Origin of the sequence: Streptococcus sp. 27098_8_69, assembly GCF_041432445.1 — a bacterium.
In the GTDB taxonomy this organism is placed as follows: domain Bacteria; phylum Bacillota; class Bacilli; order Lactobacillales; family Streptococcaceae; genus Streptococcus.
Genome location: NZ_JAPVZO010000013.1, coordinates 39,801 through 62,051 on the forward strand (window position 1 = coordinate 39,801; position 22,251 = coordinate 62,051).

General features: G+C 41.5%; 18 protein-coding genes. 6 read left to right on the plus strand and 12 right to left on the minus strand.

The genetic code is table 11. The features are described from left to right. Positions 1 to 132 precede the first annotated feature (132 nt). Positions 133 to 1,617 (plus strand): DUF1846 domain-containing protein, encoded by a 1,485-nt coding sequence (locus tag O3658_RS06070; RefSeq protein WP_049549034.1) that lies wholly within the window; start codon positions 133 to 135, stop codon positions 1,615 to 1,617. A 670-nt stretch (positions 1,618 to 2,287) separates the two neighbouring features. On the opposite strand, the gene glmS is transcribed toward O3658_RS06070, so the two are convergent. The 12 genes from glmS to nrdR all read right to left on the minus strand — a co-directional run bounded on the left by glmS (position 2,288) and on the right by nrdR (position 18,203). After that, positions 2,288 to 4,096 carry a glutamine--fructose-6-phosphate transaminase (isomerizing) gene (gene glmS, locus O3658_RS06075; protein WP_371560049.1) on the minus strand — a complete coding sequence of 603 codons (1,809 nt, stop codon included), beginning with the start codon at positions 4,094 to 4,096 and terminating at the stop codon, positions 2,288 to 2,290. A gap of 742 nt (positions 4,097 to 4,838) precedes the next feature. Continuing rightward, the gene (recG, locus tag O3658_RS06080; RefSeq protein ID WP_371560050.1) at positions 4,839 to 6,854 is read right to left on the minus strand and encodes an ATP-dependent DNA helicase RecG; all 2,016 of its coding nucleotides are present in this window, start codon (positions 6,852 to 6,854) and stop codon (positions 4,839 to 4,841) included. Positions 6,855 to 6,878: 24 nt separating this feature from the next. Further along, positions 6,879 to 7,982: an alanine racemase gene (gene alr / locus O3658_RS06085; protein ID WP_371560052.1), complete on the minus strand. Its 1,104-nt coding sequence runs from the start codon at positions 7,980 to 7,982 to the stop codon at positions 6,879 to 6,881. Further along, complete coding sequence (gene acpS, locus O3658_RS06090) at positions 7,972 to 8,334, minus strand: holo-ACP synthase (protein WP_371560073.1); 363 nt, start codon at positions 8,332 to 8,334, stop codon at positions 7,972 to 7,974. Before acpS ends, alr begins: the two co-directional genes overlap by 11 nt. Before the next feature lie 45 nt (positions 8,335 to 8,379). Then, positions 8,380 to 9,411: a 3-deoxy-7-phosphoheptulonate synthase gene (locus O3658_RS06095; protein WP_371560054.1), complete on the minus strand. Its 1,032-nt coding sequence runs from the start codon at positions 9,409 to 9,411 to the stop codon at positions 8,380 to 8,382. Position 9,412: 1 nt separating this feature from the next. Beyond that, positions 9,413 to 10,444 (minus strand): 3-deoxy-7-phosphoheptulonate synthase, encoded by a 1,032-nt coding sequence (locus O3658_RS06100; RefSeq protein WP_371560056.1) that lies wholly within the window; start codon positions 10,442 to 10,444, stop codon positions 9,413 to 9,415. A gap of 81 nt (positions 10,445 to 10,525) precedes the next feature. Further along, entirely contained in the window at positions 10,526 to 13,039 is a 2,514-nt protein-coding gene (gene secA, locus O3658_RS06105; protein WP_371560058.1) for a preprotein translocase subunit SecA, read from the minus strand. A 592-nt stretch (positions 13,040 to 13,631) separates the two neighbouring features. Continuing rightward, a complete protein-coding gene (der, locus tag O3658_RS06110) occupies positions 13,632 to 14,942 on the minus strand; it encodes a ribosome biogenesis GTPase Der (protein ID WP_371560060.1) in 1,311 nt (436 codons plus the stop codon). 13 nt (positions 14,943 to 14,955) lie between these two features. Beyond that, a complete protein-coding gene (locus tag O3658_RS06115; RefSeq protein ID WP_371560062.1) occupies positions 14,956 to 15,669 on the minus strand; it encodes an NADPH-dependent oxidoreductase in 714 nt (237 codons plus the stop codon). After that, positions 15,666 to 16,562: a primosomal protein DnaI gene (gene dnaI / locus O3658_RS06120; RefSeq protein WP_371560064.1), complete on the minus strand. Its 897-nt coding sequence runs from the start codon at positions 16,560 to 16,562 to the stop codon at positions 15,666 to 15,668. The genes O3658_RS06115 and dnaI overlap by 4 nt, the downstream gene beginning before the upstream one ends. Beyond that, positions 16,563 to 17,729, minus strand: a complete 1,167-nt coding sequence (locus O3658_RS06125) for a DnaD domain protein (protein ID WP_371560066.1) — start codon at positions 17,727 to 17,729, stop codon at positions 16,563 to 16,565. It lies immediately after the preceding gene. Beyond that, complete coding sequence (gene nrdR / locus O3658_RS06130; protein ID WP_001203674.1) at positions 17,730 to 18,203, minus strand: transcriptional regulator NrdR; 474 nt, start codon at positions 18,201 to 18,203, stop codon at positions 17,730 to 17,732. It abuts the gene before it with no gap. Between the two features lie 139 nt (positions 18,204 to 18,342). Between nrdR and O3658_RS06135 the strand changes: the two genes are divergently transcribed. The 5 genes from O3658_RS06135 to O3658_RS06155 form a co-directional block, all read left to right on the plus strand. Next, positions 18,343 to 18,708: a GntR family transcriptional regulator gene (locus tag O3658_RS06135; RefSeq protein WP_000119157.1), complete on the plus strand. Its 366-nt coding sequence runs from the start codon at positions 18,343 to 18,345 to the stop codon at positions 18,706 to 18,708. Between the two features lie 3 nt (positions 18,709 to 18,711). Further along, the gene (locus tag O3658_RS06140; protein WP_311522947.1) at positions 18,712 to 19,407 is read left to right on the plus strand and encodes an ABC transporter ATP-binding protein; all 696 of its coding nucleotides are present in this window, start codon (positions 18,712 to 18,714) and stop codon (positions 19,405 to 19,407) included. A 15-nt stretch (positions 19,408 to 19,422) separates the two neighbouring features. Beyond that, on the plus strand, positions 19,423 to 20,154 hold the full coding sequence (locus O3658_RS06145) for a hypothetical protein (protein WP_311522948.1): 732 nt from the start codon (positions 19,423 to 19,425) through the stop codon (positions 20,152 to 20,154). Positions 20,155 to 20,460: 306 nt separating this feature from the next. Next, positions 20,461 to 21,717, plus strand: a complete 1,257-nt coding sequence (locus O3658_RS06150) for an ISL3 family transposase (protein ID WP_371560070.1) — start codon at positions 20,461 to 20,463, stop codon at positions 21,715 to 21,717. Between the two features lie 271 nt (positions 21,718 to 21,988). Beyond that, positions 21,989 to 22,251: transposase (locus O3658_RS06155; protein ID WP_371560071.1), on the plus strand; the 263-nt coding region annotated here is incomplete at its 3' end.

Below are 22,251 nucleotides of genomic sequence, written 5' to 3' on the forward strand. Positions count from 1 at the left end.
ATTGACTTTACTCCATCATAGACCTTTTATCAAAATTATGCAAGCGTTTGCTTTATCTTTTTTCTCACTTTTGCGACTCTCTAGTTTCTAATCTTCCATTTTTTTTATATAATAGAGCTCAGAGGTAAAAAAATGAAAAAACAAGCTTTTAGTTCTGAACAATATTTGAATCTACAACGCGACCATATCTTGGAGCGCATCAACCAATTTGACGGCAAACTCTATTTAGAGTTTGGTGGTAAGATGTTAGAAGATTTTCACGCTGCTCGTGTCCTTCCTGGATATGAACCAGATAACAAAATCAAACTCTTACAAGAATTGAAGGAGCAAGTTGAGGTTGTTATCGCTATTAACGCTAGCAATATCGAGCACTCAAAAGCTCGTGGAGACTTGGGCATTTCTTATGACCAAGAAGTGCTTCGTTTGATCGATAAATTCAATGAACTCGGTATCTTTGTTGGTTCAGTTGTCATTACTCAATATGCAGGCCAACCGGCAGCTGATGCCTTCCGTAATCAATTAGAGAAAAATGGTATCGACTCTTATCTACACTACCCTATCAAGGGGTATCCGACAGATATGGATCATATCATTTCTCCTGAAGGTATGGGGAAAAACGACTATATCAAAACTAGTCGAAACTTGATTGTCGTGACTGCTCCTGGGCCTGGTTCAGGTAAGTTGGCAACTTGTATGTCTAACATGTACCACGACCAAATCAATGGTATCAAGTCTGGTTATGCTAAATTTGAAACCTTCCCAGTTTGGAATCTCCCACTTCATCATCCAGTAAACTTAGCTTATGAAGCTGCTACAGCAGACCTAGATGATGTCAACATGATTGACCCATTCCATCTCCAAACTTATGGAGAAACCACAGTCAACTACAACCGCGACATTGAAATTTTCCCTGTCCTTAAGCGTATGCTGGAACGTATTCTCGGTGAGTCTCCTTATGCGTCTCCAACTGACATGGGTGTCAATATGGTTGGTTTTGCAATCACTGATAACGACGCTGCCATTGAAGCATCTAAACAGGAAATTATCCGTCGCTATTACCAGACCGTTCTTGACTTCAAAGCTGAGAAGGTTGGAGAAACTGCTGTGAAGAAGATTGAGCTTCTCATGAATGACCTCGGCATCACTCCAGCTGACCGCAAGGTTGCTGTCGCTGCACGACAAAAAGCAGAAGAAACAGGCGGACCTGCCCTAGCTCTTGAATTACCTTCTGGTGAAATCGTTACTGGTAAGAATTCAGAACTCTTTGGTCCAACAGCCGCTGCTTTGATTAATGCTATCAAGATGTCCGCTAACATTGATGCTGAAACAAAATTAATTGAACCAGAAGTGGTGAAACCAATTCAAGGTTTGAAAATCAATCACTTGGGTAGCCGTAACCCTCGACTCCACTCAAATGAAATCCTCATCGCTCTTGCTATCACAGCAATGCAGAATCCTGATGCAGATCGTGCCATGAAAGAACTCGGAAATCTCAAGGGTAGCGAAGCTCATTCTACAATTATCCTAACAGACGAAGACAAAAATGTTCTTCGCAAACTAGGTATCAACGTAACCTTTGATCCTTACTACCAATACGATCGTTTGTATCGCAAGTAAAAATACGAAACTAACTCCTCTTAGAATTGGATCCTTATCATCCAGCTCTAAGAGTTTTTTATATCTTGCAAGTCTTCCACAAGCATATCTTTCAAAAAGAATTCTCATTTTCATAGAAACTGAGATAACATTTAATTTTAGATTTATTTCTAATGAATTCTTAAAAGGAGTGATACTCAATAAAAATCAAAGAGCAAACTAGGAAACTAGCCGCAGGCTGCTCAAAGCACTGCTTTGAGGTTGTAGATGAAACTGACAAAGTCAGCTCAAAACACTGTTTTGAGGTTGTGGATAGAACTGACGAAGTCAGCTCAAAGCACTGTTTTGAAGTTGTGGATAGAACTGACGAAGTCAGTAACCATACCTACGGCAAGGCGACGTTGACGCGGTTTGAAGAGATTTTCGAAGAGTATGAATCAATCCTCTTCAATCTTGACTTGAACTACCTTGGCTGAGGTTGATCCATTTTCTCTACAATATCAACTTGGTGTAATAAGACTGACTGCGTCACTCTTATCTAAAACCTCAAAGCGATGCTTGGAGACATCTACACAAGAGAACAAATTTGATCATTGATTTTCATTGAATATACAAAAAAGTGAACAAGACAGTATTCTGATTTTCAGAAAACTATTTTGTTCACTTTTGATTATGATTTAATTTTTTTAGCTTATTCTACTGTTACTGACTTAGCAAGGTTACGTGGTTTGTCCACATCGAGTCCACGGTGTAGGGTTGCAAAGTAAGCGACTAATTGCGTTGGTACGACCATTGAGATTGGTGAGAGGTAAGGGTGTACGGTCGTAAGAACGATATCATCTGTATCTTTGGCAACATTTTCTTCTGCAATGGTGAGGACCTTAGCTCCACGCGCTGCCACTTCTTGGATATTTCCGCGAGTGTGGTTGGCAAGGACTGGGTCTGACAAGAGGGCCAAGACAGGTGTTCCTTCTTCAATCAAGGCAATCGTTCCGTGCTTGAGTTCTCCAGCCGCAAAACCTTCACATTGGATGTAAGAGATTTCTTTGAGTTTGAGACTAGCTTCCATAGCTACATAGTAGTCTTGACCGCGTCCGATGTAAAAGGCATTGCGTGTTGTTTCAAGAAGATCACGGACTTTTGCGTCGATCGTTTCTTTCTCTGAAAGAGTTGATTCGATAGACTGAGCCACGATTGACAACTCATGAACCAGGTCAAAGGCTTGCGCTTTAGCATTGCCGTTTGCTTCTCCGACTGCTTTTGCAAGGAAGGCAAGGGCTGCGATTTGTGCTGTATAAGCCTTAGTTGATGCTACGGCAATTTCAGGACCTGCATGAAGCAACATAGTATGGTTAGCTTCACGTGAAAGTGTTGAACCTGGTACGTTTGTAACTGTCAAGCTTGGAATTCCCATTTCATTAGCCTTAACCAAAACCTGACGACTATCCGCTGTTTCACCAGACTGGCTGATAAAGATGAAGAGTGGTTTCTTGCTGAGAAGTGGCATACCGTAGCCCCACTCAGAGGAAATACCAAGTTCAACTGGCGTATCTGTCAATTCTTCCAGCATCTTCTTAGAAGCAAATCCTGCGTGGTAAGATGTTCCAGCTGCTAGGATGTAGATGCGGTCTGCATCTTGAACAGCCTTAATGATAGCTGGATCTACCACTACTTGACCAGTCTCATCTGTATAGGCTTGGATGAGCTTACGCATCACCGTTGGCTGCTCATCAATTTCCTTAAGCATGTAGTATGGATATGTCCCCTTACCGATATCAGATAAGTCAAGCTCGGCAGTATAGCTAACACGCTCACGGCTGTTACCATCATAGTCTTGCACTTCAACGCTATCAGCTTTGACAATCACCAATTCTTGGTCATGGATCTCCATGTATTGGTTAGTTTCACGAATCATAGCCATGGCATCTGAGCAGACCATGTTGTAACCTTCACCAAGACCAATCAAGAGTGGTGATTTGTTCTTGGCCACGTAGATGACATCTGGATTTTCAGAGTCGATCAAGGCAAAGGCATATGAACCACGAATGATATGAAGAGCTTTTTTGAAAGCTTCAAGTACTGACAAGCCGTCTTCTTCTGCAAATTTTCCAATCAAGTGAACAGCGATTTCTGTATCTGTTTGTCCCTTGAAGTGGTGACCTGCAAGGTAGTCTTCCTTGATTTCAAGATAGTTTTCAATCACACCATTGTGGACCAAGACAAAACGTCCTGTCTCAGAGCGGTGGGGGTGAGCATTGTCTTCTGTTGGTTTCCCATGAGTCGCCCAACGAGTATGTCCGATACCAGTTGTTCCCTCAACACCAGCAGTTTTAGCAGATAATTCTGCGATACGACCAACCGCCTTCACTAAATGGTTTTCAGCACCACCTAGGACAAAAATCCCCGCAGAATCATAACCACGGTATTCGAGCTTTTCAAGCCCTTGAATCAAAATATCAGTTGCATTTGTGTTTCCAACAACACCAACAATTCCACACATAGTATATACGACACAGACAAGCTGTGCTTTCCCCTTAAATTGGTATAGTCTAATTCTCGCTTTACAGAATCAGCAAAAACAGTATATACTTGTTTCTTTTACTTGTCAAGAATAAAAATTGGTATAGCGTGATTCTGCCGATTCTATCTACTAAAAATCTATCATATTTCGCCTAAAGCAAGTATTTAAAAAGGGCTTTACCGCCCTTAATAACTACTATTTTGTAGCAAGCTTGTCTGCCTTTACTACTTCTTGAAAGTTTTTTTGATAATTTACTTTAATCGTCATTGTCATGTGAGAGTCCTCGTTTCTTTTTAATGACTCTAGTATAGGACGCCTTCCTAAAACATAGCTTATATTTTCCTTAGAAAAAACTAAAAGTAACTTGTGACTCAATGAAAACGAAAGAGAAAACTAGAAAGCTAGTCACAGCTTTCTCAAAGCACTGCATTCAGTTTACCAGATAGACTAAGACCTCGTTTGAAGTGGTGTTTAAGTTTATGCATTCAGTAAATAAAATTAATATAAGCATTTTTCTAAATCCCTTACCTGCGAATCCCATACAAAAAGAGCGTTACCGCTCTTTTACTTAGTATTTAGGAGAAGGTGTTTGTTCCTGTTGAAACGTTTTTTGGTAATTTACTTTAATTGTCATTGTCATGTGAGAGTCCTCGTTTCTTTTTGATGACTCTAGTATAGGCAATAACTCTAAAAGTAAACTTAAGATTTTCTTAGAGAAAGCTTAATCTAAATGTTCTTTCTTTTCTAGATTTAGGGCAATCATATGCCACTCTGGATCCTCCTGCCAGTTAGACAGTGAACTGATATAACTAGCTACCTTACGTGCTTCTTCAAGAATCGGAAAATCTTCGATAATATCAGCTACTTGAAACTCTGGTAGACCTGACTGTCTGGTTCCAAAAATCTCACCCGAACCGCGCATTTTCAAATCTTCTTCTGCAAGGACAAAACCATTGGTCGTTTCTGTCATGATACGCATACGGTCTTTTCCAGAGTCAGTCTTAGGATTGGCAACGAGAACTGCATAGGACTGCTTCTCCCCACGACCGACACGACCTCTGAGCTGATGAAGCTGACTAAGTCCGAAACGGTCAGCATCCATGATAATCATGACGGTTGCATTTGGCACATTGACCCCAACTTCGATAACCGTTGTCGAAACCAGAATATCTGTCTTTCTATCTTTGAACTCCTGCATAATCTGGTCTTTTTCATCACTCTTCATCTTCCCGTGTAAGAGGGCAACTTTTGCTTTCCCTGCAAAATGATCCGTCAATTCTTCCGATAAAGCAATAGCATTTTTTAGGTCCAAGGCTTCAGATTCTTCAATCAAGGGCGAAATGACATAGGCTTGAGAACCTTTTTGAATCTCACCCTCCAACCAAGTCAAAACCTGGGGCAATTGCTCATGCTTGATCCAACGTGTCACAATCGGTTTGCGTCCTGCTGGCATCTGGTCAATAATGGAAACATCCATATCTCCAAAGGCGGTGATAGCCAAGGTCCGTGGAATCGGTGTCGCTGTCATCATGAGGACATCTGGATTTTCTCCTTTTTCACGTAAAATACGCCTTTGCCCCACACCAAAACGGTGTTGCTCATCGATGATGATCAAACCTAGTCTAGCGTAGTCTACCCCATCCTGTATAAGAGCATGGGTACCAATAATCACATCGACCTCGCCCTTGGCAATGGTCTCTAAAACCGTGCGTTTTTCTGCAGCTTTTAATGAACCTGTTAGGAGAGCTAGTTTCAAATCAGGAAAGAGACTTTCTAGACTTTCAAAGTGTTGCTCTGCAAGAATCTCTGTTGGAACCATGAGAGCGGCCTGATAACCAGCCGTTACAGCTGCGTACATCGCTAGACCTGCCACCACTGTTTTCCCACTACCAACATCCCCTTGCAATAGTCGATTCATGTGATGGTCCGACTTCATATCTGTTAGGATTTCTTGCAGGCTTTTTTCTTGGGCTTGTGTCAAAGCAAAGGGTAACTTTTCTTTAACCGCAGTTAGTTTTTCTTGCGACCAATTCAGGACCAATCCACTTCCATGAACCTTATTTTCAGACTTGAGGCTTTGCAATTGCATTTGGAAATAAAAGAGTTCCTCAAATTTGATTCGACGAAGGGCCTGTTTGTATTCTGCCAAATCCTTAGGAAAGTGCATGGCACGTACAGCTTGGCAACGTGACATGAGCTTATATTTGTCTAGCAAGGTTTGGGGGAGATTTTCCTCAATCAAAAGATCCAATCCTTGATCAAAGGCAGTCTTAATCACCTTAACCAGGGCTGTTTGAGTCACTCCTTGAGCTAAGCGATAGACTGGTTGAAGATCATCCTCCACTTGGGCCAAAACCTTTATCCCTGTCAGACTAGCCTTGGCACGATCCCATTTTCCAAAGACAGCTAGAGTCGCTCCTAGCTCAATCTTGTCAGCCAGGTAGGGTTGGTTAAAGAAGTTAACTGCAAACACAACCTCTCCCTGCTTGAGACTAAAGCGTAGACGATTGCGCTTAAAACCATAATACTGAACACTAGCTGGCGTTACCACCTGACCAGACAGAACCGCCTTCTCGCCATCTTCTAGCTCTAGTACCTGCTTGGTCTTGAAATCTTCATAACGGAAAGGAAAGTAGAGCAAGAGATCCTGCAAGTTTTCAATTCCTAGTTTGGCATATTTTTCTGCTGATTTAGGTCCCACGCCAGGCAAGACATGCAAGGGTTGATGTAAATTCATGCTCTTCTCCTTTCCTTCTGTTTCTTAATGATATTCTCTCGGAATTCGATCACTGAGGAGACAAACTACCTCATAATTGATGGTTCCTCGGTAAACCGCAACATCTGTTGCAGTAATTTCTTGATCACCGTCTGCACCAATCAAGATAACTTTTGTTCCCAAGGGATACAGCTTAGGCAAACGAACCGTGATCTGGTCCATAGATACCCGCCCTACGATAGGGCACAATTGTCCATCCACCAGAACTGAGAAATTCTGCATATCTCGTGTCCAACCATCCGCATAACCGATTGGCAAAGTAGCAATGACTTGCTCATTGTCTGCCTGATAGGTCGCTCCATATCCCATGCAAGCCCCAGCCACTACTGTTTTGACATAGACAATAGCTGTTTCCAAGGTCAGGGCTGGTTTTAGTTCATAAGGCAATTCTAAAACCTGTCCGCTTGGATTGAGGCCATACATGGAATCTCCCATGCGAACCGCATTGAAAATCGTTTCTGCATGCCATAGAGTCGTTGCGGAGTTACTCGCATGGACTAGTTCTGGTACTTCTTGCAAGTCTGCTAGGATTCCCTTAAAGCATTCTAACTGTTGATTAAAGTAACTATCCGACTCTTCATCAGCAGTTGCAAAGTGCGTAAAGATTCCCTCAACATTTGCTCCATATTCCTTGAGTAAAGTTTGAGCTTGTGCTGCCTCGCTTGCACTTCTAAAACCAATTCGACCCATACCTGAATCAATTTTAAGATGGACTGTTAAACCAGCTAAGTCTGACTCAGTAGCAAGGAGATTCTCAATCCATTCCAATCCTGCCACTGTCAAGGTAATATCAAAGTCCTTGGCCAATGAAAGAGATTCAACCTCAGATACTCCCAAAATGAGAATCTTCTTAGAAATTCCTGTTTGACGAAGCTCGAGGGCTTCATCGATATTAGAAACGCAAAAACCATCGACATCATCCTGGATAGCCGTAGCAACAGCTACCGCTCCGTGTCCGTAGGCATTGGCTTTCACAACCGCCCATTTTAGGGTATCTTTGGGAATATGCGCACCCATTTGTTGGATATTGTAGCGGATAGCACCCAGATCGATGAGGGCCTTGGTTGGTCTATGTGGACTAGTTTTCATAATCTTCCTCCAAAATAACACTAGCTGTCACAAACTGATCTGTATGGCTAATCGATAGCCAAACTTTTCCTGAAAACGGGGATTTGCTGAAGTAGGGAGCCCCTCTTTCATTGTTCAAAACTTCCAAGTCCTGAAAACCTAATTTCCCAATTCCCGTTCCCATAGCCTTTGAGAAAGCCTCTTTTGCTGACCAACGCCCAGCCAAATACTCGATCTGCCTACGACCTTTGAGACTGGCAAAGCGCTCCATTTCCTTGTCTGTCAAGACACGCTGGGCAAAACCTTTTCTCTTTTCAACTGCATTTTGTATAGAAGCTAATGCTTCGATATCAATTCCGTGTCCAACTATCATTTTCGTCAAAAGGAGTTGAGATACCCCCAACTCCATCCTTTTCACTTATTTTGTTAAGGTAGTATAGATTTCTTCTACCAAGGCTACTGTATTTTCCCATCCTAGACATGGGTCTGTAATAGAGCAACCAAAGATTTCTGGTTGATTTTGTCGACCATCTGCTAAGTAGGATTCAATCATGAAACCTCGAACTGTTTTCTTAATCTTTTCATTCCAGTCACGGTTGAGCAGAGCTTGGCGAACAATTCGAACTTGCTCCATATATTGCTTCCCTGAATTATCATGGTTGGTATCAATCATGATAAAAGGATTTTCAAGCCCCATAGACTCGTAACGCCCGATAGCATTTAAAAGAGTTTCATAGTAGAAGTTTGGTTCATTTTTCCCATACTCATTCATAGCTCCACGAAGGATAACGTGAGCTAGGGGATTACCTGAAGTCTCAACTTCTTGTCCATGGTAAAGAAATGTTTGCTTGTTTTGTGCAGCATAGATGGCATTAAACATAACAGACAGATTTCCAGAGGTTGGATTTTTCATCCCCACTGGTGCATCAATCCCTGAAGCTACAAAACGATGTTCCTGATCTTCTACTGAACGCGCACCCACTGCATGGTAGCTCACCAAGTCATCAACCAAGACTAGATTGGATGGATAAAGCATTTCATCCGCTGTGGTTAATCCAGTTTCTGTAATAACACGATAATGAAGCTGACGAACAGCCTGCAAACCATTAATCAAACTTGGTGCTTTAGAAGTATCTGGCTGATGAACCAAACCCTTGTAGCCATCTCCATTGGTACGTGGCTTAGCTGTGTAAACACGCATGACCATGAAAATCTTATCCGCAACTTTCTTCTGCAAGTCTGCTAAACGACGAGCATACTCAAGAACTGCTTCTTCATTGTCAGACGAACAAGGTCCAATGACCAACAAGATTCGGTTATCCTTTCCTGAAAGGATATCTGCCAGTTCTTGGTCTCGGCTTTCCTTATGTTGCAAGGCTTCTGCAGACAGCTGTGTTTCCGCCTTAATCGCTTCAATATCTATTTCTTGACCTTTTTCAATAAATGCCATATTATTCTCCTAGTCTTTGGTAGATTTCGCGAACAAGAGCTTCAGTATTTTCCCATCCTAGACATGGATCGGTGATAGATTTTCCAAAGACCTCTTGTTCATTTTGACGACCGTCTTCTAGATAAGACTCAATCATGAAGCCACGAACATATTTTTTAATCTTTTCATTCCAGTCACGGTTAATCAAGGTCTGACGAACGATGCGAATCTGATCCATATACTGCTTGCCTGAGTTATCATGGTTAGTATCAATGATGATAAATGGATTTTCAAGGCCCATCTTTTCATACTGGGCAATAGTATCCATCAAATTATCATAGTAGTAGTTAGGAATATTTTTTCCGTATTCGTTAAGGGCACCACGGAGAATGGCATGGGATAGAAGATTTCCAGTCGTTTCAACTTCTTTCCCTAGGAAAAGGAAACTTTGTTTGTTTTGCGCTGCATAAATACCGTTGAACATGACATTGAGATTTCCAGACGTTGGATTTTTAAAACCTGTCGCAAAATCTGCTCCACTAGCTACAAAACGGTGTTGTTGGTCTTCAACCGAACGAGCTCCAACTGCCATATAAGAAATCAAATCATCTACCAAAGGAAGGTTCTCTGGATACAGCATCTCATCCGCTGTGGTCATTCCTGTTTCAGAAATGACACGATAGTGCAAATGACGAACCGCCTTGATCCCATTGATAAGGCTCGGCGCTTCTTTGGCATTTGGTTGGTGAATCAAGCCCTTATAGCCATCACCATTAGTACGTGGTTTAGCAGTGTAGACGCGCATCACCATAAAGACACGGTCTTTGACTTCTTCTTGTAATTTTGCCAAACGCTTGGCATACTCAAGAACTGCTTCTTCATTGTCAGATGAACACGGACCAATCACTAACAAAATGCGTTTATCTTCACCACGAATAATCGCTTCAAGTTCTTGATCGCGTTGTTGTTTATTGGCAAGTGCTTGTCCTTCTAATTTAGACAAACTACGAACTTCTTCAATATTAATTTTAGGGCTTTTGGCTGTAAATACCATGATTCATCCTCCTTATAAAGCAAACGGACGCCAAGCGAAAATTCACTTTTCACTAGGCATCCGCCTGAAAATTAGTCATTCTTAACGTCGTTTACCGTGACAATTTTTAAATTTCTTACCAGAACCACATGGACACAAGTCATTACGCTTAACTTGGCTAAGATCCAAATCTGCAGGAAGCTCAGCCTGTTGCGCAGCGATATTACGAGTAGCTGTCGTACTGATATGACGCTCTGCTTGTGGACGCTCTTGTTCATGAATTTGTGCTTTCATCATCAAACGAGTCACATCAAACTCAATGGAACCAATCATATCATTAAACATACGGAAACCTTCTGCTTGATACTCAACGACTGGGTTATTCTGAGCATAACCACGGAGGCCAACAGCATTACGCAACTGATCAAGAGCATCGATATGGTCTGTCCACTTGTTATCTACAACACGTAGGATCAAGACTTTTTGGAATTCTTTGACGGCTTCCTCATCACGAAGCTTAGCAACTTGGCTATCGTAGACTTTCAAGGCACGTTGGTTTAGTTCATCTTTGATCGCTTGGTCTGACAAACCTTCTAGGTCTGAAAGTGAAATTGAATCTTCTGGAAGCAAGTTGTATCTTGCAAAATTCAAGATAGCTTCTAGTTTTTCATTTTGTTTAGCACGCGCATGATTATCAACAACACGATTAATGGTTCGTTTCATCATCGCATGAATCTCAGGAGCCAAGTCACGATCAGCAGTGATAACATCGTAACGTTGTGAGTAGATAATCTCACGTTGCTCACGCATGACATCATCGTATTGAAGGACTTGTTTACGTGTGTCGTAGTTGTTTCCTTCAACACGTTTTTGTGCTGCTTCAACCTGACGTGTCAACATACGAGATTTGATTGCTTCGTCTGACATATTGAGACGTTCAAAAACACCCTTCAAGCGCTCTGAACCGAAACGTTTCATCAAATCATCTTCAAGAGAAAGGTAGAATTGAGATTCCCCTGGATCCCCTTGACGTCCTGAACGTCCACGAAGCTGGTTATCGATACGACGACTTTCATGGCGTTCTGTACCAATGACACAAAGTCCACCAAGTTCACGAACACCTTCACCAAGTTTGATGTCGGTACCACGACCGGCCATGTTGGTCGCGATTGTAACTGCACCACGCTGACCAGCGTTCATGATGATTTGAGCTTCTTTGTAGTGGTTCTTGGCATTCAATACTTCGTGAGGAACACCTGCAGCTACTAATTTTTTAGAAATATAATCACTAGTTTCAACTGCAACAGTACCTACCAAGACTGGTTGACCTTTTTGGTAGCGAGCTTTTACATCTTCGACAACAGCCTTAAATTTAGCTTCAAGACTAGCATAAAGTACGTCTGGATGGTCAATACGTTGAACGGGACGGTTTGTTGGGATAGGAATAACACGAATATTGTAGATTTCGCGGAATTCTTCTTCCTCAGTCTTACCAGTACCTGTCATACCAGACAACTTCTTGTACATACGGAAGAGGTTTTGGTAGGTGATAGAAGCTGAAGTCTTGGTTTCATCTTGGATTGGCACACCTTCTTTAGCTTCAATCGCTTGGTGCAAGCCATCAGAATAACGACGACCTTCCATAGTACGACCTGTAAATTGGTCGACAATCAAGATTTCCTGCTCTTCGCTGACCACGTAGTCAATATCGAGAAGCATGATGTAGTTGGCACGAAGGGCGTTATCGATAAAGTGAGTCAGAGCAACATTTTCAATATCGTAGAGGTTGCTTAGATTGAAGTAGCTTTCGGCCTTGTCAATACCTGAATCTGATAGACCAATAGTCTTAGACTGGATGTCAATGATATAGTCATCCTTATCCAAAGACTTCACAAAATGGTCAGCCATATGGTAGAGTTGACTGGTTTCAACTGCATTGGCTCCTGAAACGATCAAAGGAGTACGAGCTTCGTCAATCAAGATAGAGTCTACCTCATCGACCAAGGCATAGTTAAGCGGACGTTGAACCATATTCTCCGCACGGACAACCATGTTATCACGGAGGTAGTCAAATCCGATTTCTGAGTTGGTTGAGTAAGTGATATCACACTCATAGGCTTCTTTTTTCTCCATTGGAGATTTGGCTGCCAAGTTGATCCCTACTGACAAGCCAAGCCATGAGTACAACTCACCCATCTCAGTCGCGTCACGTTCAGAAAGGTATTCATTGACCGTAACTACGTGAACCCCTTTACCTGAAAGAGCATTGAGGTATACAGGCATAGTCGCTGTCAAGGTTTTCCCCTCACCAGTACGCATCTCAGGAACGTCTCCATGGTGAAGAACGATTCCCCCCATAACCTGAACCTTATACGGGAAAAGACCAAGAACACGCTTAGCTCCCTCGCGTACAACAGCAAACGCCTCATACAAAAGTTGGTCAAGAGTCTCACCATTTTGGTAGCGTTGTTTGAATTCTTCTGTTTTTGCTTGCAATTGCTCGTCAGTTAACACAGCCATTTCATCTTCATATTTTAGGACTTTGTCCGCCATCTTTTCCAGACGACGAATCTCTCCTTTATCATTTTCGATAATTGTTTTTAGTAAATTTGCCATTTTTTTCCTTACTTTAAATTCTGAATATTTTAGAATGTTCTTTTTATTGTAGCATATTTGCCCAATTTTTTCAAGAAATATTCCGTTTTCCCTTAGGACGAAAAAAGGGCTAACCATCAAGATTAGTTCCCTTAAAATTCCTATTTCGAGGCTAGTGTTCTTTCAGGTACAAGCTTGCCTATTTCTTTCAAGGAAGACTGGATTTCTTCTTTTCCAATCGCAGCTTATTCATAAATTTTAGACAAGCATAGATTTTCCAGTCATTGACTAAGGATAAAAGGACTAAAAGTAGCCAAATCACCCATCTAGCAAGATCCCTTGGTTCTTGTAAAATAAAGTTAAATAAGACTAGAGAAAAAAGAGTGAAAACTAGACTAAACAAGGCTGCTAGAGACATATAAAACCAATAAAAATAGTAAAAGACAGAAAAGTACTTACTTCCTGGCTGTACCTTCCCTTGCCAACGAAAAAAGTAAAAGTAGGGTGCCAAAATCAAGAATTTTAATAGTTTTTCCATCTCCTTACCTCTCCAACGCGTTCCTTATTTTATTATAGCAAAAAATCTGGAAATGTCCTTCCAGATTCTGCTTTTTTATTTTCGCTTTCTTGCGATCAGGTGAATCGGTGTTCCTTCAAAGACAAAGGCCTTGCGGATTTGATTTTCCAAGAAACGCAAGTAAGAGAAGTGCATGAGTTCTTCTTCATTCACAAAGATAACAAAGGTCGGTGGTTTGGTCGCCACTTGCGTCGCATAGAAAATCTTGAGGCGTTTCCCTTTGTCTGTCGGTGTTGGATTGATGGCAATGGCATCCATAATCACATCATTCAAGACAGCTGATGGAATACGGGTATTTTGACTCTCGCTGATTTGCTTAATCATCTCAGGCAACTTGTGGAGACGTTGCTTGGTAAAAGCTGAAACAAAGATAATCGGTGCGTAAGGCAGGTATTGGAACTGCTCACGGATATCTTCCTCCCAGTTTTTCATGGTGTGGTTATCTTTTTCAAGAGTATCCCACTTATTGACCACGATAATCATACCTTTACCAGCTTCGTGGGCAAATCCAGCGATACGCTTGTCATACTCACGGATGCCTTCTTCGGCATTGAGGACCATCAAGACTACATCTGAACGGTCAATAGCACGCATGGCACGCATGACAGAGTATTTCTCAGTATTTTCATAGACTTTACCAGATTTACGCATACCAGCAGTATCAATCATGGTAAACTCTTGGCCATCCGCATCTGTAAAATGAGTGTCAATAGCATCACGAGTAGTACCAGCGACAGGGCTGGCAATGACGCGGTCTTCTCCCAAAATGGCATTAATCAAGCTAGATTTTCCGACATTTGGACGTCCAATCAAGCTGAATTTAATAACATCTGGATTTTCTTCTTCAACTTCATGTGGGAGATTTTCCACAATAGCATCCAGCACATCCCCTGTCCCAATACCGTGCACAGATGAAATCGGTAGTGGTTCGCCCAAACCTAGAGCATAGAAATCATAGATATCATTTCTCATCTCAGGGTTGTCAACCTTGTTAACGGCTAGGATAACTGGTTTATGAGTTTTATAAAGTTTACGGGCAACGTATTCGTCCGCATCTGTAATTCCTTCTTTACCAGACACGACAAAGACGATAACATCTGCTTCTTCCATGGCAATTTCTGCCTGGTGCTTGATTTGTTCCATGAAAGGCGCATCGACATCATCAATCCCCCCAGTATCAATCATACTGAAAGAACGGTTAAGCCACTCACCTGTGGCATAGATACGATCTCGCGTTACACCTTCAACATCTTCTACGATGGAGATGCGTTCTCCCGCGATACGGTTAAATAGGGTTGATTTCCCAACATTGGGACGTCCCACAATGGCAACAGTTGGTAAGGCCATGTTTTCTCACTTTCTACAATAACTTCTTCTGCTCAAGATTTTCTCGAGTCGAGCTTGGTTCTGGATTGCCGAATTGCTCTGCCAAACGTTGACTCCAAGTTGTAGTCGCACGCGCACCTGCATATTCAGTCTGTAAACGGTCATAGGCTTCAATAGCTTCAGTTGACTGTTCTTGGTATTCTTCCTCAAAGACAACATTCTCTAGTGGCAATCTTGGTTTTACATCATGCTTTTGATTTGGCACACCTAGTGCAATCCCGAAGACTGGATAGGTATAGTCAGGAAGCTTGAACAATTCTGCTAATTCAAGAGACTTGTAACGCACCAAACCGATAATCACTCCACCGTAGCCTAGGCTTTCTGCCGCAAGCAAGGTATTTTGCCCAGCAAGCGCAGCATCTACTGAAGTGATGAGGAGTCCTTCCACCCCTTGAGGTTGGAAAACATCCGTATGGAGACGAGCCCCTTTTTCTGCACGGTTTAGGTCACCGACAAAGAGGAGAAAGGCTGCAGACTGGCGAATCGCTTCTTGAGGAACTAACTCAAATAAGGCATCCTTCTTTTCTTGACTTCTAACTACAATCACAGAATACGATTGGAAATTTTTCCAAGAAGAAGCCATTTGTCCTGCAGACAAAATGGTATTTAAATCTTCTTGGGGAATCTCTTGCTCCTTAAATCTACGCACTGAAGTATGAGCCTTCATTAATTTGATTGTTTCTGTCATCGGCGGTTTTCTCCTTCAAGTCTGGTTTCCTCTGCTAAATAACGAATGCGTTCCATGACGCGTCTAGCTTCCCAGGTTTCGTCATTTCCGTTTTTCCCTTTAGCGAAATGCTTCTCCAAATCTTCAAAGTTGAAGTTGGAGGTGAAAAAGGTCGGTAAATCTTCCTGCATGCGATATTGGAGAATGACCTGCAAGATCTCGTCACGCACCCAAGCTGTTGATTGCTCGGCACCAATATCATCTAAAATCAAGACTTCAGCCAGCTTAATCTCATCCACCAAGGTCTTGACATTGCCATCACCAATGGCATTCTTGACATCGATGACAAAACTAGGATAGTGGAGGAGAGTTGATGAAACACCACGTTTTTCAGACAAATCATGGGCTAGGGCAGCCACCATGAAACTTTTACCCACACCAAAGTCTCCATATAAGTACAGACCTTTTCGAATAGCTGGATATTGCTCCACAAAGGCTAGGAGCTTTTCAAAAACGGACAAGCGCCCCAAATCATCTAAATCAACTTGAGCTAGGCTAGCTTTTTTAAGACTAGCTGGAAGATTGATTAGCTTGAGACGGTTTTTAATCGCCGCTTCTTTTTCTGCCGCGATTAGCTCTGGAGTTTCTTCATAAGAGACATCTGCATAGCCTTGGTTCATGACTAGGATAGGCTTGTAGCCACGCGCGATATAGTCTGTATCTTCTCGGAGGAACTTATCTCTCTCAGTGATGTATTGGTTAAACTTGGAAATACTACGGTTTAACTCCTCCTGACTGAGAGATTCTTTCTGGATAAAGGCCGCAACATCAGGGTCTTTCACAATTTGCTGGACCAAATCCTGATACTGAAATCTGCTTGGTTGACGCTTGAGTACGTCTCCGACACTTTCCATCTAGTCTCCTCCTTTTTCTAATCGAGCTAACATTTCTTTTTTCTTACGTTCTAGTTCTAAGCGAGTTTCTTCGCTAGTTTCATTCTTATATTCAGGATTGCTCCATTTAGGCACATTGGTTTTTACTGGGGCAGTCTGATTCTGCTTTTGCGTTTTTGCTTTTTGGCCACGTTCACGAATACGGAGGACAGCCTCCTCGGCACTACGAATATTTTGATAGGCGTAGTCATTAGCCACCTTCATGGCGTATTTTTCATTGATATTGGCTGAATCAACCTTATTAAAGGTCAGGAGCAAGATAACATTGATCACTTCATCCAGCAAACCCAAGGCTGCCATCTGCTGGAGCAGGTCCCGTTCAGTCTGGGTAATACTTCCCTTGCGAGTCTGCTTGATTTCAGCAAGGAACTGCAAGGCTGTCTTTTTCTTAGCCTCTCGGATAATGGTTGCTTCCTTGGGACTAAAGTCAGAAGTCACAGGCTTTTGCGCTATCTTTTCACGGATGCGTTTGACAGAAATCACTTGCGACACTGCTGTCGCTTTGGCTACTTGATAAGTGTCAAACCAGGTCCACTTCTGCTCGTCTGCTATTGCAAACAAGGCCAAAACATCCGAAGTCTCATCTTGAAAACGAAGACCATCGCGAGCCATAAGCTGACGGAAATGCTCCAAATCAAAATCATCTACTGCTGGCTGACTGCTAGAGGTTTCTTGACTCGCAGACTCAGATAACTGAGGAAAGATTTGACTCAAGGACACCGAGATAGGTTCCCCTTCAACACCTTCCTGTCTCATAGCTGCAACCGCACTATCCCCAATCATTTTTTCTAATAAGGTCCGATAAACTGTATGTTGTAAAAATTCTTGAGTTGATAAGGGAGAATGGACTAACAAGTTATAGGCCTCCCCCTGCTGATAGAGGGTCACCAATTTCATGGCTGTCAGAGTTTTAAAAGCCTTTAAAAGGGTATCCATCCCGAAATTCAGATGATTAAGCATGGCTGCAAAGAGATGTTCGTTTTGACCACCATCCCAAAAAGTCACAGCATAAAGATAGAGGCTCAGCGCCTCCTGACCGATAATCGGGAGGTAGCACTGCACCATTGATGAGGTATCTTGCGACACCCGATTATTCTTTACAAAAGAAAAACGGTCATTTGGCTTCATTTATTTTTCCTTTTTCTTTTTAGAGGATTGTGTGATCTGCTGGAGTAGGCTTTCAAGCTCACTCACATCCTTAAAGCTACGGTAAACGCTGGCAAAACGTACATAAGTAATCTCATCTAACTCTGCCAACTCTTCCATAACCAAGGAGCCAATAACCTCACTCTGAATTTCATTTTCATTGCGACTACGGAGTTTTTGTTCGATGCGATTGACCACCATGCCAATTTCATCACTAGACACTGGACGTTTCTGGGCTGAACGAATAATCCCGTTAAAGATTTTATCTCTTGAAAATTGTTCCCGTGTACCATCTTTTTTGACCACAACTAGTGTTCTCTCTTCAACACGTTCATAGGTTGTAAAACGATGCTGACACTCTTCACACTCACGTCTTCTTCTGATTGTATTTCCTTCTTCAGCCTGGCGACTATCGATCACACTTGATTTTGTAGCGCCACATTTTGGACAACGCATGCCTTTCCCTCCTTGTCGTTTTCTTTTCATTATACCATTTTTTAAGAGATTCCCAAAATAATTCTCCTTTTGGCTTGACAAGTTTTTTGTTTTGTTGTATTATTGAATTAACACAAAGGTAATTAGAAAGGAGATCGTGATGTCTTGGACATTTGATAACAATAAACCCATTTATTTGCAGATTATGGAGAAAATCAAATTGCAGATTATTTCCCATAAACTTGAGCCCAATCAACAGCTTCCAACCGTTAGAGAATTGGCAAGCGAGGCAGGGGTCAATCCCAACACCATCCAGCGCGCCCTATCGGACTTGGAGAGAGAAGGCTTTGTCTATACCAAGCGGACATCTGGACGCTTTGTCACAGAGGATTTGGACTTGATCCTCCAATCCCGTAAGCAACTGTCAGAAGAACAGCTGCAACAGTTTGTAACAGGCATGGTAGAATTCGGCTATGAAAAAGAAGAACTACCGACTGTTTTGAGAGATTATATTGAAGGAGTTTAAACTATGACCTTGTTAGCATTTGAAAATGTGTCAAAATCCTATGGAGCAAGTCCTGCTCTTACAAATGTTTCCCTTGAAATTCCAGCTGGAAAAATCGTTGGCCTCCTTGGTCCAAACGGTTCTGGAAAGACAACCTTGATTAAACTAATCAACGGCTTGCTACAGCCAGAGGAAGGGCGTATCCTCATCAATGGCATGGAACCAAGCCCAACAACTAAAGCAATTGTTTCTTATCTTCCTGATACGACCTACCTCAACGAGCAGATGAAGGTCAAGGAAGCTCTCACTTATTTCAAGACCTTCTACCAAGATTTTAATCTGGAACGTGCTCAAGGTCTCCTTCGTGACCTTGGCATCGATGAGAATAGCCGTTTCAAGAAACTCTCAAAAGGGAACAAAGAAAAGGTTCAGTTGATCCTTGTCATGAGTCGTGATGCTCGTCTATACGTCCTTGATGAACCAATCGGTGGTGTCGACCCAGCAGCTCGTGACTATATCTTGAACACCATCATCAACAACTACTCTCCAACTTCGACTGTCTTGATTTCAACTCACTTGATTTCAGACATCGAACCAATCTTGGATGAGATTGTCTTCCTCAAGGACGGAAAAGTCGTCCGTCAAGGAAATGTTGATGATATTCGCTATGAGTCTGGAGAGTCTATCGACCAACTCTTCCGTCATGAATTCAAAGCCTAGATAAAGGAGATTATTATGTTTTGGAATTTAGTTCGTTATGAATTTAAAAATGTTAACAAATGGTATTTAGCCCTCTATGGTGCTGTGTTGGCACTTTCTGCTCTTATAGGAATTCAAGCAAAGACCTATAACAATCTACCTATCAAAGAAAGTCAACCTATTCTACTTATTTTTCTAGCACTCGTGTTTGGTGGCTTGATGATTACGCTTGGGATTTCAACCTTGATTTTGATCATCCGTCGCTTCAAGGGTAGTGTCTATGACCGACAAGGTTATCTCACTTTGACCTTGCCAGTTTCCGAACACCAGATTATCTTAGCCAAACTCTTGGGAGCCTTCATTTGGTCTCTGATCAGTTCAGCAGTCTTGGTTCTGAGCATTTATATCATTCTTGTGATCATTGAGCCTAATTCTGTTGATTTCCTTGCTTTTAAAGACTTGTTCCAACAGTACCTAGACAGTATCAGCTTATCTCTGATTTCATTCATCCTTAGCACTGTAGCAAGCATCCTTTGCATCTACTTGGCAATCTCTATCGGACAACTCTTTAATGAATACCGCACAGCTCTTGCCGTTTTAGCCTATATTGTCATTCATGTTGTCCTTGGTTTCAGTGATCTCTTCTTAAATTTTGGTAACCATTACAATATGATGCTTACTTATGAAATCTTCAAAGACCTAATCCTCATCGCAGTTTTCTATCTCGGAACCTACTACATCTTGAGAAACAAGGTTAATCTTCAGTAATCATTCAGAGGCTAGTCAAAAACTTAATTTTATAGTGGATTGAACTTAGAGTAGCACGTCATGGATTCTAAAACATTTATTAGACATTGTTTTGACTTTCCTAACCTCTTTGTTCATATCTTATTTCAATCAACTATAGTAGAAAATGAAATAGATCTGTCTATGATAAAACGCATATTATCGGCTCTATAATATTTGTAGTGGGTAAATCCCCTATAGATATTATGGAGCCTATTTTGTTGTAGAAAAAAAGTCCCATATGACCTATAATGAAAAGCGACTAAACAACTCATTAGAAAGATTCATATGGAACAATTACATTTTATCACAAAACTACTCGATATCAAAGACCCAAACATCAAAATTCTAGATATCATCAATATGGATACTCACAAAGAAATCATCGCTAAACTGGATTATGAGGCTCCATCTTGTCCTGATTGCGGAAGTCAAATGAAGAAATATGACTTCCAAAAACCGTCGAAAATTCCTTACCTCGAAACGACTGGTATGCCTACTAGAATCCTCCTTAGAAAACGCCGTTTCAAGTGCTATCAGTGCTCGAAAATGATGGTCTCTGAGACTTCTATCGTCAAGAAAAATCATCAAATCCCTCGTATTATCAACCAAAAGATTGCGCAAAAGTTGATTGAGAAGACTTCTATGACCGATATTGATCATCAGCTGGCCATTTCAACTTCAACTGTCATTCGCAAGTTAAATGACTTTCACTTTAAGCATGACTTTAGCCGACTTCCTGAGATTATGTCTTGGGACGAGTATTCTTTTACCAAGGGAAAGATGAGTTTCATTGCACAAGATTTTGACAATCTCAACATTATCACCGTGCTTGAAGGTAGAACCCAGACTATCATCCGAAATCACTTTCTGCGCTACGATAGAGCCGTTCGCTGTCAGGTGAAAATCATTACTATGGATATGTTTAGTCCTTACTATAACTTGGCTAAACAGCTTTTTCCTTATGCTAAAATCGTTCTAGATCGTTTTCACATTGTGCAACATCTTAGCCGTGCTATGAGTCGTGTCCGTGTTCAAATCATGAATCAATTTGATAGAAAATCCCATGAATACAAAGCTATCAAGCGCTACTGGAAGCTCATTCAACAGGATAGTCGTAAACTCAGCGATAAGCGATTTTATCGTCCTACTTTTCGCATGTACTTAACGAATAAAGAGATTCTAAGCAAGCTTTTGAGCTATTCAAAAGACTTGAAACACCACTATACTCTCTATCAACTCTTGATTTTTCACTTTCAGAATAAAGAGCCTGACAAATTTTTCGGACTCATTGAGGACAATCTAAAAAAGATTCATCCTCTTTTTCAGACTGTCTTTAAAACATTTCTTAAGGATAAAGAGAAAATCGTCAACGCACTTCAATTATCCTACTCCAATGCCAAATTAGAAGTAACGAATAATCTCATTAAATTCATCAAACGCAATGCATTTGGCTTCCGGAACTTTGACAACTTTAAGAAACGAATTTTCATCGCTCTGAATATAAAAATGGAGAGGACAACGATTGTCCTCTCCAGATGTTAGCTTTTATTCAACCCACTACAGTTGACAAACATACTAAGATTAGTAGTGAGAAAATCTCCGACGGGAGAGAGTACTCACTACTTTTTCTTTATGTTAAAGTAGAGGTGTCTTGTAAAGTCGTAGGGCTCTTTGGCGCTAGACGTCGCTTGACAAACTGGAAAGACACCTGTTTTAGGTGGAATTTGATCAAAGTATGTGGGACGCTAGACGTCGCGTATTGAAAATAAAATCACTAAAACACGGAATTATTCAAGACAAAAGAGGTAATATCATGCGTACAGTATTTGGGATTGATGTGAGTAAGGCAAGTTCTGAGGTGGCAATTTTAGTCAACGGTGAAAAGATTCATGGATACACTATGCTCAATGACGCCATTGGCTTCAATCGTCTTTTGAATGACTTGAAAACTGTTCATAACCCTGAGATTATATTTGAAGCTACTGGTGTCTATTCTCGGCGTCTTCGAGCCTTTCTTGAGGAATACGGCTACGCTTATACACAGCTGAATCCTCTGGAAGCTAAGAAGCAACTGGA